The organism is Acinetobacter sp. H1(2024), assembly GCF_046557555.1.
GTDB lineage: Bacteria > Pseudomonadota > Gammaproteobacteria > Pseudomonadales > Moraxellaceae > Acinetobacter > Acinetobacter seifertii.
Genome location: NZ_JBKGFO010000002.1, coordinates 174,022 through 189,403 on the forward strand (window position 1 = coordinate 174,022; position 15,382 = coordinate 189,403).

Consider the following 15,382-nt stretch of genomic DNA (forward strand, 5'->3'; position numbering starts at 1 on the left):
AAAGACAAAAGCCCATGAACTGAGCTTTTATCTTTTATACAAAACAGCTTTTAAAATTCGACTTGTACCGTAACCGTATCTTGATAAGTTCCCGCTGGTGTGGTGTCTGCATTTTCATCGACAATTTTTGTGGTAAACACATAGCTCTGCTGCGTCACCCCGTTATGTACACCGGGGTTAAGGGTCGCATTTAAACTCGACCAACGCTCGTTACCACTACCCCATCGGTCATTCGATGAATTTTTGAAAATATCGTATTTTAAATACGTATTTCCCGTTTGTGACTTCATAGCACGCTGGTTACCGTTTTGCGGGGAAAGTCCATTATTTAAACTCACATAATATGGTGTATTTACAGAGCAACGTATTCCCATAGATGACTGCACAGGCTCAAGCTTAGAAGCAAAAGCTGCCGTTCCAAAGTTTACGTCTTGCGTTAAAATTCGGCAGTCTGGAAGCACGGTAATGGAAAGTGAACCAAGCGAGTCCGCTCCACTTCCCCAGTTAAAGCCAATTCCTAATGCACCCCGTCTAAACCCAGGGCTTTCAAAGAAGACCCCAATTCCAATAATTGCAACTGCGGGTACAGAATAGAACCATTTTACTTTCAATGGTGAGTCAGCCTGATACACACCCGGAGACACACTTTGCCCAGCCGGAAGGCGGATATAAAAAGGCAAATTGCCATCTGGCCCACTAAAAAGATTGACCAGCGTAAAGCTACTCATGTCTTTTTCTTGGCCTAAGCTAATGATTTCATTATTACTATCTAAAATAACAGCATTGAGTTTTTCTCCAGTTTGAGCATTGGTAAATGAATTCGACATTTGCTCAACCCGATATTTTAAATAAGTCATGTTCGCCAAAGCCAAGCTAAAACCCGTACATGACAAACCTGAATTAAACTGTGAAGAGTTTTCACCGTTTTCTGTTAAATAGATTGATGGAACCGAAATAGAGGATGAACCCGAAGCACTCACGCTACAAGCAGCATGAGTCAAATTTCCAGCCAGCATCAGTCCAGAAAACATGCCTAAATGGCGAAGTAATTTTTTTGTTTTTATATTCATGGTAAAGATACCTCATGACACGTAACAGGCTTAACCACCACAATCTGTTGCTTGGCTTGTTCTACATCTACAGAAAAGTCTGCTTTACAAATGCTTTGATCCGAACGTTGAACCGTCACGGTGTTGTTCGGTTTTAAGTTTTCTAAATAGACAATGCCATCCATTCCCACATAAGAAGACTCTTGGTCAGCTCTATGCACCACAGAACCAACAGGCATAGGTTTGCCATCCGCTTGAGTTAAATAAACGTTGGCAGCAATAGACTGATGAACTGGGAACTTAATCACAACACCCGAGCCGCGTTTAGCAGCAATGCGTTGTTCAACTTGTGTGATGGTGAAGTTTGAAGGTAAGTCGATTGGGTCGACGCTGTATTTACCCGAATAATAAGGCGTCACCGATGGCACAAAAATATGGCCTTTTTTATTACTACGACCAATTAAACTGTTTTCGTATCTGACCAACACATCTGGTACTTGGTTGGTATCAATCAAGGCAAACGAATCACCTAAACGGTTTGAAGCAAATACTTCACCCGCCATATAAATAAGTGAACCTGATAGACCAAACCAGTAGTTATAGTCATGGTTTCCAGACATACCAAAGTCGGTATTGATATAACCGTTACGGTAATTGACGCGTGCCTGATTTAAATCTTCACTATTTTCATTATAGCGTCGGGTTAAATCGACACCGAAACCACCTTCAGAAGGTACAGAACGGTTGAAATTAACATAGCCCGTATCGCCCTGTTTATTAAATGCATAACCCGAGTTTACAGTCGCGTTTCGTTGGAACAGTGGTATCGAAAGCTGAAATGCAGCACTCCACTCTTTTTCGATAAAATCACGGTTGGCACTTAGTGAAACGGTTACGCCATTCATATAAGTCGGTAAAACAGGTGCCCATGACAGGTTTAAAAAGCGGTTTTTAAAGTCATTTGCTTTGGTGTTGATATAACCTACCCCAAAGGTTCCCGAGTTTTTGGTGGCAAAGTAAGTATTGGCCGTTAAGCTTTTATTACTATTGACCGAAATTAAATTGCTATATTGCAGACGTGAAAGATCGGTATATTCATCATCACGCTGGTTATGGTTAATGCTAAAACCAAAGCGATTACGGTTATAGCTGTACCCGACTGTATATTGCTTGCCCTCAAAGTCTTTGGCTCGATCTTCAGACATAGACTTATCGGCTTTACTCTGGCTAAAAGAGGCACTCAGCACACCTAAGTTTGCAAGCTTGAGTACAGACCCAGCACCGAATAACTGTAGGTCTGAAGAAAGCTCAGTACGCCCTTCTAAGGTAAACCAGTCATTTACGCCATAGCTGGCATCGGCTGCACTTGCAAACTTTCCATAGGAAAAATTCTTCAGTCCGTAGTCTTCACGAATTTTCCCTAAAGACAATGAGTAGTCAAATAAGCCGGGTTTTAACAATGTATTGGAAATATAAAAAGGAACGGCTGTTGCGACCTGTCGCCCGACTGCATCGGTTGTGACGACAACGGCTTCACCTTTACCATTAATAAAGGGAACGTTGTTTAATATGAATGGGCCAGACTGTACTTCAGTTGAGCTGGTCTTTTGTCCATTAATAATTAAATCGACTGTGCTTGGTAAAGCAGCTTGTCCAATAAACTGCGGTAAAGGATAGGTAATTAAATCTGGTCGAGTTGAATAGTTTCTTTGTACCTGAAAACCGCCCAGACGAACTGAACTTCCCCAAGTCGTTTTGCTACCCGTAATAATGTCACCTAGCACAAAAGACGTGGCGTTATTCTGGTTATCAAATTGCCAAGACGTGTCATAACGACGGTAACCGTCATTGTCTAAAGACTCGGCATTACCTTCATTTTTATATTGGTTTTTGACATACACACCAGAGTTTTTAATCACTCCTAACGGAGAGAAAAAGCGCTGTTCTGTAAATAAACTGCTAGTTGAGCCACCCTGATGCGGTCTATAAGTATAAAAATCATAGTTATTGAGCAGCCCTATACCCGACTGAGCAACGACAGGTTTATACCATGAGTCTTTACCCAAAACTTGAGTCGGCATCCAAGCGGCTGGAAAGTTAAGCTTAAAATATTGTTTTGATGACTGATATTCGTAGCTTACATCTTTCAACTTATCTAAAGATATCCAGTCACTCGCATCGCCACTAAACCCCAAAGTTAAAACATCTTGATTGGTTAAAGTAGTCTCGTTGTTGGTTAATAGTTCTTGAGGAATTTGAATTTCCAAATCATTTATTAGCTTGTTTTTTTGTATAAAGTATTCATCATTTTTAACAATAACGGGCACAACTTGCTGAACTGAATATTGGTTTACCACCAAATCTAGATACAGCTTAAACAGTTGATTAATTTCGTTAATATCTTTTGGTGGTGGGGGTAAATCGCCAGCCAAAGCAATATTTGGAATATTTAAGCATCCACCCGACAACAAAATTAGTAAAATACTTTTGCATAAATTATTATGCCGAAGGATCATGTTGGATCCTCCATTTTAGTGATTTCGATCAACTCTTGTTTTATGCCTGAGCTATCAACACCATAAATTTTAGATGTTTTTAATAACTCATTTGCAGTTGGCTTATCGATAGCAAACTTTACGGTACTATTCGATAAAACATAGCCAAAAGCAGCTTTCCCTAAAGAAATATCATTGCCAGTTTTTGAAGTTTTAAGCGCCGAAAGACGTGCAAATTTTTGGCCATTGTTTTTCAGATATAGCTCAGACTGGCCTTGGTTATTGTTGCGGACTGACCACTGTAAAACGGGTTTGGCCAAAGGATTTTTTGCATTGGCTTTTTGGCTTTCTTCAGTTAAACCACTACCAATACCCTTTCCATAGGCAAATAATGGAATTGAGTAACGCATTTGGAAACTCACTTTAGAAGCGTCTTGCTCGTTTCCATCAGAAAGGCGAATCGGTAACTCATCTACAATCAAACGATATGACTGTTCTTTGCCATCTGGCAAATTAATGCTTTTAGTTAAACGAAGCATATGCTTCTCGCCTGCTTTAATTTTAGCTACAGGCGGGCTGGGTATAATGTCTGATTGCTCACTATAATTATCTTTTAAGCCATCTTGATTCCATTTGAATACCCGAATTTGCACCATCGCATCGGTCTTGCCTGTGTTTTGAAGCCAAACTGCGGTCGCTTTTTCATTGGCTTCTATTTTTGGATAAATGGGCCAAATTAAAAAAGTCGCTTGCGCCATCACAGGTGTCACAAGTGATAATGTACTTGCAAATAAAAAAGATTTTAAAATGCTATTTTTAATAAATGCAGAGTTGTTCATACAAATCACCATGTAATCATTATTGAAACAGTATCTTTATAAATTCCGGCGGCATGTGATTCATTATTATTTCCTAAATCAACCACACCATATATTTCAAAATTTACAAGACGGTTTGTTGGAGTAGTTGTAGGTAATAAATATTTATTACCCACAATATATTCAGTTGTTAAATTACTTGAGTTATACAACTTATAAGATAAATAATTAGATGATGAGTTTTTCATACGTCTAATATTATTATCAAGATTTTCACCACCATCAATAGAAATACTCACCGGTAAATTTTCAGTACAACGTATATTCCATGAGTCTTTACTATTTATAATATTTGAAACTACTTTATCTTTAGATAAAGCTGAGTATTGACCAAAATTAATACTTTGCTCAATATTATCTATTGAACATCCATTTTCAATTTTAGCTTGAACTTTGAAGCTTGAACTTAATTGAGGATCTGCTGCGTAGATACACTGACTAACTGACAGCAATAATATTGCTTTCAAACAAAAGTATTTCATTTTCTTAAAACTCAATCGTAATCGGCACTATATCTGTATATTCACCCTTAGATATACGACTACCATCATGGGTGGCTTGGCCATAAATATCGATATTTTTCTTAGTATTCAAATCATTAAGAATAAAAACATCGTTTGCTCTAACAACTTGTTTGTTTAAACCATAGAGCAAGTTATAAGCAATAAAATCTCTACCATTACTTAGAGCATGATAATAATTTTGTGAAAAATTAGTGGGAACTTGACTGTCATTATTTCCAGCTCCAAAAGTTATTTTTAAAGTTGAAATACCAGAGCATTCAATCTGTAGACCTGAGTTTCCATTATTAATTAAGCTTGACTCTAATATTCCATTAAAACCGGTCGTAGCATCTCCAAAATCAATAGTTCCTAAGTCTAAGTTTGTAGAATTATTTTCAACAATTTTATTATTAATAGAACAAGAAGGTAAAAGTTCAATTTGCGTTGTTAGTTTTGCTCCAATTTGTCCAGCATTTACTGAAGTAAATAATGAGTATAAAATTATAAATACTGAACTACGATTAAATATCATTTCCCCTCCATCTTAAACAGGTTTACTTATATTGAAGTAAACCTGCTACTCAATTAATTATTTCTTTTTTATTTTTAGAAATTTACTGTGACTAATAGAGTATCTTTATAATCACCTTGCGCTTTTGCTGTGCCAGTATTTGGAGCAATTGCACCGAAAATTGGAACGGCTGTTGCTTGACCGCTTACAGTGCTAAATTGTTGTGGTTGATTCACAACATAAAGGTTAGTACGTGCAGCATCACGGTAAACGTTATATGCAACTACATCAGCAGAAGCTGTATTTTTCAAAGTACGATCAGTACGCTCACCACCATCAATTGCAACTGTAAAATCAACAGGATCTGTGCCATCACAAGTCACAGAAATGTTGCCACCTGTTGCTGCTGAAGCAACTTCAGCTGTTAATACGTTGTTCCAAGTGCCAGAAGTTTTACCAAAATCTAAAGTACCAAACTTGTTCATATTCCCTTCAGTTTGACTACCACCTACAGTACAGCCTGTTGAGATATTTAATTTAACATCAACTTGTCCAGTAACAGCCGCTTGAGTATTTACTGCATAACCAGCAACTATTAATGCTGCAAGAAGTGATTTCTGAATGTTTTTCATATTCATAACCTACATATATAATGATTAGTTTTGTAGAACAAAATGAATCAAACTCGATAAATAAAATGCGAACAATTTGTTTTACATATAAAACAAACTACTCTTTACTATTGTGTGATTCTTTTCACAATTTAATAACAATTATTTAACTTGTATACACATATTACAAAAAGACTATGTTGATTTATTTAAACCACATTTTTTATTGTCTGTAAAAATAGCCAATTAAATACCCACCCCTACTTTATAAAATCAAGGAAAATATATAAAAAATTAATATCAAAAATCATATAAAAATTAGTCAATATGCATTCAAATACAATTATTTATAATTCATCCAAATTCCACATTTATCTCCAACCATTTAAATAGGTCATCTGACCTATTTAAACCAGAACTAAACAAAATAAAATAAGTCACCTGACCTATTTTTTTGGTTTTAATTAAGTCAATTGACCTATATTAAAAAAACAATAGGTCATATGACCTAATTTTAGTTTAATAGAATTTAAATATTTTATTTATATTTTTCTAATTTCATGGTTTAGAATGCCTTTTTTTAAATAGTACTTACAGGCTGGATAATGATCAAAATTGATACCTTTGATACTATACAAATTAAGAAGTCCTTTACCACACTAAAAGGACAAGAAAGAATAAAGCAAATCTTAAAAAATGCTGAAATAGTTTTTCTAACCAAAGGTTATTCTGGCTTTAGTATGAGAGGAGTTGCTACACAATCAAATATTAGTTTAAGTACCTTGCAACATTATTTTCCAAATAAAGATATTTTATTACAGGCTTTACTCAATAAACTCACTTGTGACTACATACAAAGAATTGAAATTTTAATCAACTTAAATGCGAATGAACCACCTTTACATCGGTTTATGAATATTATTACCAACATAATATATGAAATAGAACAACCGATTATTACCAATACATTTAAGGAGTTTTTTTCAATTTCAGATCACTTACCTTATGTATATGAATCATTGTCAACTATACAAAAGTATAATCTTGAACTTATATATAAGATTATTTTACCTATTCATAATGAAATATCATCAGAAGAATATAAAGAAAGAGCCATTATTATAATTACACAGCTCAATGGATATTTAGTTCAGCATTCGAACAAGAATACAGATGAATGTTATAAAGAATTTCTAAGAAATATAGTTTTAAAAAATATATCAAGATTAGTGAGTGAACCATAAGATTAAAAACATAGGAGTCATTTCTCCTATGTTTTTAATATAAAATCAGAATATAATATTTCGATCACTTGCTACTTTACTTAAAAAAAACAATAAAAATGATTAAAAAACAGACTAGAATTATTTTTAGTTGAACAATAAATTAAATAGAAAGATAATAACTTTAGTAATGAAAATTTAACTTTTTAAAATTTTAGAGAACTTTAATGAATAATGCTAAAGCATTAAAACTTATAAACTTTGTGTTAGCCTTCATGTGGATATATCAGGGACTTGTCCCTAAAATAATTTTTATTAATGCTGATGAAATTTTTGTGTGGCAATCAATAGGTCTTTCTTTTGAATATGCAAAACTTGCAGGCCGTGCAAGTGGTTTAGGTGAAATTATTTTTGGTTTATTGTTTGTATTTATAAACCAAAAATATATTCACTATTTAAGTATTTTGGGGTTGTTGGGTCTATTGCTTTTAATTGGTTTTCTCATACCTTCAACACTGATCTCACCTTACAACCCTATCGTCATGAATATTTCGATGATAAGTTTATCAGTCATCTATCTGCTTTTATTAAAAGAGCAAAAGACTTATTTGCATAAAACTGCTCAATAACGGCCTAAATTTTTTAAAATTATATAGAGATTTCAATGAGTTTATCAAACCGTGAAGTTGGATGTGTGGTGATTACCGGAGGCACTAAGGGTATTGGTTTAGCACTCGCTCACTCGTTTTTAGAGCTTGGATGTTCGGTTGTGATCGCTGGCCGCAACTTAGAGTCTCTTAACCATGCACTTAGTTATTTAAAAACTCATTTCAATAAAGAAAAGTTCACTGGCCTATGCTGTGATGTCACACAAATATCTGACCTACAAAACCTATGGGATGTTGCCATACAGCATTTTGCTCAGGTAAATGTATGGATTAATAATGCAGGAAGCTGCCACCCTACCAAGGACTTTGTTGACCTTCAATCCGATGAATTAAACGCAGCCATTTCTACAAATATTTTAGGCACAATGCTTGGTTCTCAAGTCGCTTTAAAAGGCATGCTCAAACAAGGTCATGGTCAAATCTTCAATATGGAAGGTTGGGGAAGCAACGGCGAATGGAGTGCTGGTATGACTGCCTACGCTACAACTAAAAGAGCGGTAAGTTATTTTAGTAAAGCACTTTATAAAGAGACTAAGTCAACCTCTATTTTAACTGGTACTCTCAGCCCAGGCATGGTGGCAACCGACTTGTTAGTTTCGTCTTGGACAAATGGCAACGTACAAAACTGGAAAAAGATGAAACGCTTATTTTTCTTTGTGATTGACCCACCTGAGGTGGTTTGTGCGTATTTAGCAAAACAAATTCTTCAAAACAAAAAAAACAACCGACGCATCGCATGGATGACGCCTTGGAAGCTTTTCCTTAGATTTTTACAGCCGTATTACTGGCGCAGAAACCCGGTTAAAGGCACGGCGTTAGAGCATCTATAGGTGGGTTTAATATGATTTACCAACTCACTTCATTAAATGACGGTTTGATTGGTAAACCCAGAGAATTTAGCAGTTAGCTACTCCTACCTATAGAAAAACCTCAGTAAAAGTACTTCTAAGAAGACTTATTACTGAGGCTTATAATTAATCAATACTCTCATTCTCTGAGACATTATCTTTATTTAAAATCTGTCCTTCTCGTTTTGGTCGAATCAATGGTGCAGTTGGTCTAGGGTGATGAGTATGGGTGTATTGCATGCCCACCCCCGCATTTACGTCATCTGCTGCAATTTCAGTTTCAAAACGCTCATTATCCAAATCTCGAATTTCTTCGGTAATTCTTTCTACTTCGTCTTCATCTACACCAAGCTCTTGCAAAATAACGCCACCAAACTTAATTGCAGACTCGAACGTTTCACGGATCATAAAATCCACTTTTTGTTTGACTAAATGCAATGAATGCTCACGGTCATATGAGCGTACTAATAATTTCGCCAAAGGAAATTCGTGGGTCACGAGTTCTACGATTCTATTAGTTGTGTCCTTACTATCTACACAAACCACTATCGCTTGTGCAGTTGCAGCGCCAGAAGCATGTAAAATATCGAGGCGGCAACCATCGCCATAATAAATTTTAAAACCAAACTTTTCGGCGTTTCGAATCATGTCAGTATTATTATCAATAATGGTGACATCTACGCCTCTTGCCAACAGTAATTGACTAGTTACCTGCCCAAAGCGCCCGAAACCAATCATTAAAACACTACCACTTAGCCCATCCGCAATATTAATGTTTTCCAATGAAACTTTTTCTTTAGCTTGAGTAAACCGTTTAAAAATAATACCCACTATTGGAGTCAATACCATTGAAAGTACAACAATAGCAGTAAGGTTAGATTTAACGGTACTATCAATAACTTGAGCACTTAATGCAGCAGAGAAAAGTACAAAAGCAAACTCGCCACCTTGTGCCATAAGTAAAGCGCGATCTAAGGCTTCAGTATGAGGGCTTTTCGTTAATCGAGCCACTATATAAATCATGAGTGCTTTGGCAAACATCAGGGCAATTACACCACTCACAATTAATTGCCAGTTTTGAGCAACTACTGATAAGTCCAGTGACATACCAACCCCAAGGAAAAACAGACCCAGTAAAATTCCTCGGAATGGTTCAATATCGGCTTCAATTTGATGTCTAAATGTAGATTCAGATAGAAGCACACCTGCTAAGAAAGCGCCCATTGCCATTGTCAAACCACTGACTTGCATGAGTAATGCGGCACCCAACACAACCAATAATGCAGCGGCTGTCATGACTTCTCGGGCTTTTGCAGCAGCCAAGAGTCTAAATAATGGATTAAGTAACCAATAACCTGCCGCAATAAGCCCCGCAATTGCTAGCAAACCAATTCCAATGTTTTCTAAACGTGCCGATGTACTTTCGACCACATGATTTGGTGCCATAAAAGCAACAATAGCCAGCAATGGCACAATCAATAAATCTTCAAATAATAATATGGCTACAATTTTTTGACCGCGGGGTTGCGTCAAGTCACCTCGATCGCCTAGTAACTGCATGACTATGGCGGTCGACGTTAATACAAACCCTGCTGCACCAATAAATGCCACTTGCCATGTAAAACCAAATAATAGTCCTACCCCAGTCAAAGCCAGTGCACAAATGATGATCTGTAGTGTACCAAGACCAAAAATTTCGCGCCTTAAGCTCCACAAATGTGATGGCTGCATTTCCAAGCCAATCACAAAGAGGTACATCACAATTCCTAACTCGGCAATATGAAGAATTGCAGTGGAATCTTGAAAAAAAGCAAAACCAAATGGACCAATAATTAAGCCCGCAATTAAATAACCTAATACCGAACCCAAACCAATACGTTTGAAAATAGGGACTGCGATTACAGCCGCTGCCAATAAAACCACTGGGGCAACCAGACTCATTGAATGTGCTTCTTCGCTCATACATTTCTCATTTTATTTATTTGCAATTCATTCTATGTGAAAAAGAGGTTTAGGGGCGATGCTTAGTGATGAGAAAACGTACCCATAAAAAAAAGCCCTTACGGGCTTTTTCTAATTAAGCAATAAATTTCAACATAAGCTGAATCACTGTTGCATTAATTAAGTCGACAAAGAAAGCACCACATAGTGGAACAATCAAAAATGCCTTATGCGAAGGACCATACATGTTAGTAATAGCTTGCATGTTTGCAACAGCAGTTGGCGTTGCACCCATACCAAAACCACAATGGCCTGCTGCTAAAACTGCCGCATCATAGTTTTTACCCATTACTCGGAAAGTCACGAAAGCTGCATATAAAGCCATGGTCAGTGTTTGTGCACCTAAAATAACCACAAGCGGACCAGCTAAGTCAGCAAGTTGCCAAAGCTTTAATGAAAGCAATGCCATTGCTAAATAAAGGGATAGAGAAGCATTACCAAAAACATCAATCGCACGGTCGAAAATATCAATTTTCAACACGCTTTCTAAAATGTTTCTTAAAATTACGCCGCCACCAAGTGCCCAAACGAAGGTTGGCAACTCAAACCATGTTCCCTTACTAAAGCCTGTCATAAATTCAGCAAACGCTAAACAGGCTGCAAACATACCCAATGTAGTAATTGCATTATCGGCTGTAATTAAACGAACTTGATGCGGATTTTCAAACGGCGCGAGATCATCCGAATTTTGTTCAACATGCGTATCACGGTTTTGAATTTCCGCATTGGTTTTTGCTTGAGCTAAGCCATAACGATTAATCAGCAATTTAGCTAATGGACCACCAATCACACCACCAATGATCAAACCAAAAGTAGCGCTCGCCATACCTAGCGCTAATGCACCTTGTATACCATGCTGAGTTTCTAAAATTTCACCCCATGCACCTGCTGTACCATGACCACCCGTTAAAGTAATTGAACCTGCAATCAAACCAATAAGTGGGTCTAAACCCAACAAGGTGGCGAGGCTCATACCAACCGCATCTTGCACAACAATAAATGAAGCGACACATATTAAGAAGATAACTAAAGCAGTACCGCCCTCTTTAAGCTTCATAAAATTGGCACTTAAACCAATTGAAGCAAAGAACACGAGCATAAAGCTGGTTTGCAACTCACTGCTAAAAACAACGCTATATCCCCACAATGTGTGGACAAGTAAAGACACTACAGCAGCAACCAAACCACCAGCTACAGGTTCGGGGATATTGTAACGTTTTAAAAAATCAATCCGATTGACAAGAAAGCGGCCCAACAGTAGAACGATGACCGCCGAAATTAGTGTATAAAAACCATTAAAAACAAATTCCATATATACTACTTTCTAATTACATTTCTAATCGATTGTAAAATAATTATATTTTATTTTTTCATATGTAAAAAAAACACAAATAAACTTTACAAAATTACCCTAGCAATGTGTTTTTCACTATTCTTAAAAATAGCTTAAAATTTTTAATAATTTATAAAAATTTATCTGAAAATTATTATTAATTTATTAATATCAAAAACTTATATTAAAAAATTCATATTTTTATAGTATTAGTGACTTGATATCTTAAGCAAAAAATACTGTCTTTTAAGTCACTGAACTCCCCTATTTTTATCGTTAATATGCCTCAAAACCAGCTCGTTATTGCTCTGGGCAACATCTTTACAGGTTTTATATTCAATGAGTTTATTGCTTAAAGTTCGTCAAAATGTGCCGCAGGTGCAATCGCTTAAAACATCTCTTAAAAAACATGCTGGTCAGAAACTACCGCACATGCTAGCCAATGCATCAGATCTGTTTTTTAGAGGTCAGCAAATTGCTTTGTCAGGAAAAACGCCTTTTGATGTGATTTATAAGCATGAAATTATGAGCTTACGTCACTATAGAAATGAGGCTGAAGTTCCTACGCATAAACACCGCGTACCCTTAGTGATTGTTCCGCCATTGGCAGTCAACATGCTCATTTACGATTTATTCCCTACACGCAGCCTTATACGTTACTTTTTAGCTCAAGGATTTGATGTTTATTTAATAGACTGGGGCGTACCAACACTACATCAGGCAAAATATAATTTCGGTACTTATGTAAAAGTTTTTATGCCTGAACTTTTAAAGCAAGTCCGTGCACATAGTGGACAACAGCAGCTTTCATTACATGGCTGGAGTTTGGGCGGTGCACTTTCACTCTGCTATACCGCGTTATTTAAAGATAAAGATATTAAAAATCTGATTATTCTTGCTTCACCGATCGATACTCACAAAGCAGGCTATATGGGCAAACTCTATGGAAGCCTAACCAAACCTGCCGAATGGGTTCGCAAACACACACCTTTTCGTATTCGCCAACATGTACCAAGTAAAGTGTTCCATATACATGGCTGGCAAAACACTCTAGGTTTTAAATTAACTGACCCGATTGGCAACTTAAAAACTTATTGGCAACTTTTTAAAAATTTAGATAACCGAGAATTTATAGTAGACCACGCCACCTCTAGTTCATTTATAGATAACATGCTGGCTTATCCAGGCGGCGTTATGCGAGACATTATTCTTCGTTTCTGGATAGATAACGAACTTTCAACGGGCGTAGTTAAATTTGGTGAACTCACTGCCAATCTTAAAGATATTGAATGCTCTGTGTTAGCTGTGGGTGGTAGTACCGATATTATTGTGACCAGTGATGCTGTGAAGCCACTTATGGATTTAATTAGCAGCCAAGATAAAACGTTTAAAGTTGTCTCAGGTGGTCATATGGGTATAGTTTCCGGCAGCCAAGCACCTATTTCTGTTTGGCCAGAAATAAATAGCTGGTTAGCTACACGTTCAAGTTAATTTACCCGTACATCAACACCAGTGTAGCCAATCAAACCTACACTGGTGAATATCAAATTTTGCAAAATTATTCTTTTTAATCACATTTATATTTCAATATATTTTATTCCAAAATTTTAAACCACCTTTATATTTTAAATATATAAATCTACAACAAGATAACATTACTTAGTGTCAAAAAATTATCACAAACACAAAAATCATAAAATTTATTTATAAAAAGTTTATTTTAAAAATAAAATATTTTATCAAACGTTAAAAAATAATTAATAAAAAAACCACACAGCAAGTTAATGCTTTTCTTTCAGAATGATTACCTTCTTAAAGGGGATGTTACTTTTTGTTATTTTTGTAAAGCTTACATCAATAAAATTTTGCAATAAATATTTGAAAAAAAACTATTTTAAAAAATTAAGCTTTGTAAAATTTGATCATTATTTAAACAAATGTAGGCAATGTCTCACAAACATGTAGGCTAAAGATTACAACACAAGCGTTTGTTTTTCCTATAATTAATTTCAGTACATATAAGCACTCTTTACTATTAAATAGAAAGCTGAATATTAATAAAGAGATCTGGAGAAAATGATAAAGTCATCTTTATTAATATAAAAACTCTCAATAATAGAAAAAGAATCTCAAAAATTAATATGTACTATCTTTCCTCTGGAAACAGAGGAAAGATACCTTTTAATTCTTCAGATAGGATATAGAAAATGTTTATCGCAAAAAATATATTTGTATATTTACTATCAATGTTGGCTTTATGCTTAATGATTATTCTCTTTAACTATCTCGGAATGAATGAAACCTTAAACCTACTCATTTCTTCGGCTCTGTTTGGAATATTTATTACGTGGTATTACAAAGGTAGCGGTCTATGTATTGCTCTATTTAGTTTTTTCTATTGGGCAATGTTTGTGATTAGTCAAAGTTTAGAAGTGATATGGATGCTCGCGACTTCGGTTATTGTTTATCTCGTAATGACGAAACTAGTACCTAAGCTCAAGAACATTCATATCGGTATCGCATCTAATAGTTAAAATGGGTTTACTCCCCGATTGACCATTCCAACTTTCTTATCTGTATTAACCTTAGTTTGCTCTGCAACTAACAATTCATTTAAAAAGTTTTTGAGATTTTGTTGGTCTAGCGAAATTGGGTTAAAGGTATTTTCTCCCATCTTAAGAAAGAAAGCCTCAATATTTGTATTACGTTGTACATATTTCATTGACCAACGTTGAAAAGCGTTTTGGTCGATGGAATATGTGCATAACCATTTAACATTGTAGTGTCTTTCATCTTTTTGGATCTTTTCAAATAATTGCTCTACCACCTCTTGTTCGCCTTCTAAACATTGAAAAAATGCATTATCGGCATAATAAAGTACCCCACAAATCTCGTTTAAATCATTGAAATCACGAGCTTCAGTCAGGATATCACGCAAATCTTGTAGCAAATCTTCATTTTTTTCGTTTCGTTGGCTGGCATAACACAGTCGAACGTTCATAAGACTTCCGTGAAATATAAAATTTCATTACTAATTGAATTTTCAAATTAACACACCTTTCTTAGAATTACTTTATATTTCTTTCTTATAAAAATCATAACTTTAGGTATTTTCATGAAAAGCCCAAATTTCGCTCAAACTCCCAAGACTAAAAAATGTATTAAATCCCTAGTACTAGATTTTTTGTTTTATCTTGCTAAATATAGAGTACGGTTGTTGAGTTGTTTGAACATTATAAGTCGCAGTTTGGTTATTTTTTAA

At 35.7% G+C, this 15,382-nt stretch carries 14 protein-coding genes; 5 read left to right on the forward strand and 9 right to left on the reverse strand.

The features are described 5' to 3' along the window. Positions 1-50: 50 nt before the first annotated feature. The 6 genes from csuE to csuAB form a co-directional block, all read right to left on the reverse strand. Complete coding sequence (gene csuE, locus ACLCEG_RS06455; RefSeq protein ID WP_019458407.1) at positions 51-1,070, reverse strand: Csu fimbrial tip adhesin CsuE; 1,020 nt, start codon at positions 1,068-1,070, stop codon at positions 51-53. Further along, positions 1,067-3,565 carry a Csu fimbrial usher CsuD gene (gene csuD, locus ACLCEG_RS06460; RefSeq protein WP_410566717.1) on the reverse strand — a complete coding sequence of 833 codons (2,499 nt, stop codon included), beginning with the start codon at positions 3,563-3,565 and terminating at the stop codon, positions 1,067-1,069. Before csuD ends, csuE begins: the two co-directional genes overlap by 4 nt. Continuing rightward, a complete protein-coding gene (csuC, locus tag ACLCEG_RS06465; protein ID WP_410566719.1) occupies positions 3,562-4,395 on the reverse strand; it encodes a Csu fimbrial biogenesis chaperone CsuC in 834 nt (277 codons plus the stop codon). Before csuC ends, csuD begins: the two co-directional genes overlap by 4 nt. Further along, the gene (locus ACLCEG_RS06470; RefSeq protein WP_004700666.1) at positions 4,389-4,904 is read right to left on the reverse strand and encodes a spore coat U domain-containing protein; all 516 of its coding nucleotides are present in this window, start codon (positions 4,902-4,904) and stop codon (positions 4,389-4,391) included. Before ACLCEG_RS06470 ends, csuC begins: the two co-directional genes overlap by 7 nt. Positions 4,905-4,908: 4 nt before the next feature. Continuing rightward, the gene (locus tag ACLCEG_RS06475) at positions 4,909-5,457 is read right to left on the reverse strand and encodes a spore coat protein U domain-containing protein (RefSeq protein WP_004700663.1); all 549 of its coding nucleotides are present in this window, start codon (positions 5,455-5,457) and stop codon (positions 4,909-4,911) included. Positions 5,458-5,531: 74 nt separating this feature from the next. Then, entirely contained in the window at positions 5,532-6,068 is a 537-nt protein-coding gene (csuAB, locus tag ACLCEG_RS06480) for a Csu fimbrial major subunit CsuAB (RefSeq protein ID WP_004700661.1), read from the reverse strand. Between the two features lie 584 nt (positions 6,069-6,652). Here csuAB and ACLCEG_RS06485 point away from each other — a divergent pair. The 3 genes from ACLCEG_RS06485 (at position 6,653) to ACLCEG_RS06495 (ending at position 8,768) form a co-directional block, all read left to right on the forward strand. Further along, positions 6,653-7,291 carry a TetR/AcrR family transcriptional regulator gene (locus ACLCEG_RS06485; RefSeq protein WP_004700660.1) on the forward strand — a complete coding sequence of 213 codons (639 nt, stop codon included), beginning with the start codon at positions 6,653-6,655 and terminating at the stop codon, positions 7,289-7,291. Positions 7,292-7,497: 206 nt separating this feature from the next. Beyond that, entirely contained in the window at positions 7,498-7,899 is a 402-nt protein-coding gene (locus ACLCEG_RS06490; protein ID WP_086497523.1) for a DoxX-like family protein, read from the forward strand. 35 nt (positions 7,900-7,934) lie between these two features. Next, positions 7,935-8,768: an SDR family NAD(P)-dependent oxidoreductase gene (locus ACLCEG_RS06495; RefSeq protein ID WP_410566722.1), complete on the forward strand. Its 834-nt coding sequence runs from the start codon at positions 7,935-7,937 to the stop codon at positions 8,766-8,768. Between the two features lie 144 nt (positions 8,769-8,912). Here ACLCEG_RS06495 and ACLCEG_RS06500 read toward each other — a convergent pair whose 3' ends face one another. Both ACLCEG_RS06500 and gltS read right to left on the reverse strand, forming a co-directional pair. Further along, the gene (locus ACLCEG_RS06500; protein WP_049065650.1) at positions 8,913-10,748 is read right to left on the reverse strand and encodes a monovalent cation:proton antiporter-2 (CPA2) family protein; all 1,836 of its coding nucleotides are present in this window, start codon (positions 10,746-10,748) and stop codon (positions 8,913-8,915) included. Positions 10,749-10,863: 115 nt separating this feature from the next. After that, on the reverse strand, positions 10,864-12,099 hold the full coding sequence (gltS, locus tag ACLCEG_RS06505) for a sodium/glutamate symporter (RefSeq protein WP_077165294.1): 1,236 nt from the start codon (positions 12,097-12,099) through the stop codon (positions 10,864-10,866). A gap of 360 nt (positions 12,100-12,459) precedes the next feature. On the opposite strand from gltS, the gene ACLCEG_RS06510 reads away from it, so the two are divergent. Together ACLCEG_RS06510 and ACLCEG_RS06515 are read left to right on the forward strand one after the other, a co-directional pair. Continuing rightward, positions 12,460-13,611 carry an alpha/beta fold hydrolase gene (locus tag ACLCEG_RS06510; protein WP_004700651.1) on the forward strand — a complete coding sequence of 384 codons (1,152 nt, stop codon included), beginning with the start codon at positions 12,460-12,462 and terminating at the stop codon, positions 13,609-13,611. Between the two features lie 716 nt (positions 13,612-14,327). Then, on the forward strand, positions 14,328-14,654 hold the full coding sequence (locus ACLCEG_RS06515) for a hypothetical protein (RefSeq protein WP_004700649.1): 327 nt from the start codon (positions 14,328-14,330) through the stop codon (positions 14,652-14,654). Here ACLCEG_RS06515 and ACLCEG_RS06520 read toward each other — a convergent pair. Next, the gene (locus ACLCEG_RS06520) at positions 14,651-15,121 is read right to left on the reverse strand and encodes an AnBLUF65 family BLUF photoreceptors (protein ID WP_004700647.1); all 471 of its coding nucleotides are present in this window, start codon (positions 15,119-15,121) and stop codon (positions 14,651-14,653) included. The two genes, ACLCEG_RS06515 and ACLCEG_RS06520, sit on opposite strands and share 4 nt — an antisense overlap. Between the last annotated feature and the right edge of the window lie 261 nt (positions 15,122-15,382).

Excerpts from the sequence above, each read along its gene's own strand:
- csuE (WP_019458407.1), bottom strand. The coding sequence starts at position 1,070 with ATGAATATAAAAACAAAAAAATTACTTCGCCATTTAGGCATGTTTTCT.
- csuD (WP_410566717.1), bottom strand. The coding sequence starts at position 3,565 with ATGATCCTTCGGCATAATAATTTATGCAAAAGTATTTTACTAATTTTG.
- csuC (WP_410566719.1), bottom strand. The coding sequence starts at position 4,395 with ATGGTGATTTGTATGAACAACTCTGCATTTATTAAAAATAGCATTTTA.
- ACLCEG_RS06470 (WP_004700666.1), bottom strand. The coding sequence starts at position 4,904 with ATGAAATACTTTTGTTTGAAAGCAATATTATTGCTGTCAGTTAGTCAG.
- ACLCEG_RS06475 (WP_004700663.1), bottom strand. The coding sequence starts at position 5,457 with ATGATATTTAATCGTAGTTCAGTATTTATAATTTTATACTCATTATTT.
- csuAB (WP_004700661.1), bottom strand. The coding sequence starts at position 6,068 with ATGAAAAACATTCAGAAATCACTTCTTGCAGCATTAATAGTTGCTGGT.
- ACLCEG_RS06485 (WP_004700660.1), top strand. The coding sequence starts at position 6,653 with ATGATCAAAATTGATACCTTTGATACTATACAAATTAAGAAGTCCTTT.
- ACLCEG_RS06490 (WP_086497523.1), top strand. The coding sequence starts at position 7,498 with ATGAATAATGCTAAAGCATTAAAACTTATAAACTTTGTGTTAGCCTTC.
- ACLCEG_RS06495 (WP_410566722.1), top strand. The coding sequence starts at position 7,935 with ATGAGTTTATCAAACCGTGAAGTTGGATGTGTGGTGATTACCGGAGGC.
- ACLCEG_RS06500 (WP_049065650.1), bottom strand. The coding sequence starts at position 10,748 with ATGAGCGAAGAAGCACATTCAATGAGTCTGGTTGCCCCAGTGGTTTTA.
- gltS (WP_077165294.1), bottom strand. The coding sequence starts at position 12,099 with ATGGAATTTGTTTTTAATGGTTTTTATACACTAATTTCGGCGGTCATC.
- ACLCEG_RS06510 (WP_004700651.1), top strand. The coding sequence starts at position 12,460 with ATGAGTTTATTGCTTAAAGTTCGTCAAAATGTGCCGCAGGTGCAATCG.
- ACLCEG_RS06515 (WP_004700649.1), top strand. The coding sequence starts at position 14,328 with ATGTTTATCGCAAAAAATATATTTGTATATTTACTATCAATGTTGGCT.
- ACLCEG_RS06520 (WP_004700647.1), bottom strand. The coding sequence starts at position 15,121 with ATGAACGTTCGACTGTGTTATGCCAGCCAACGAAACGAAAAAAATGAA.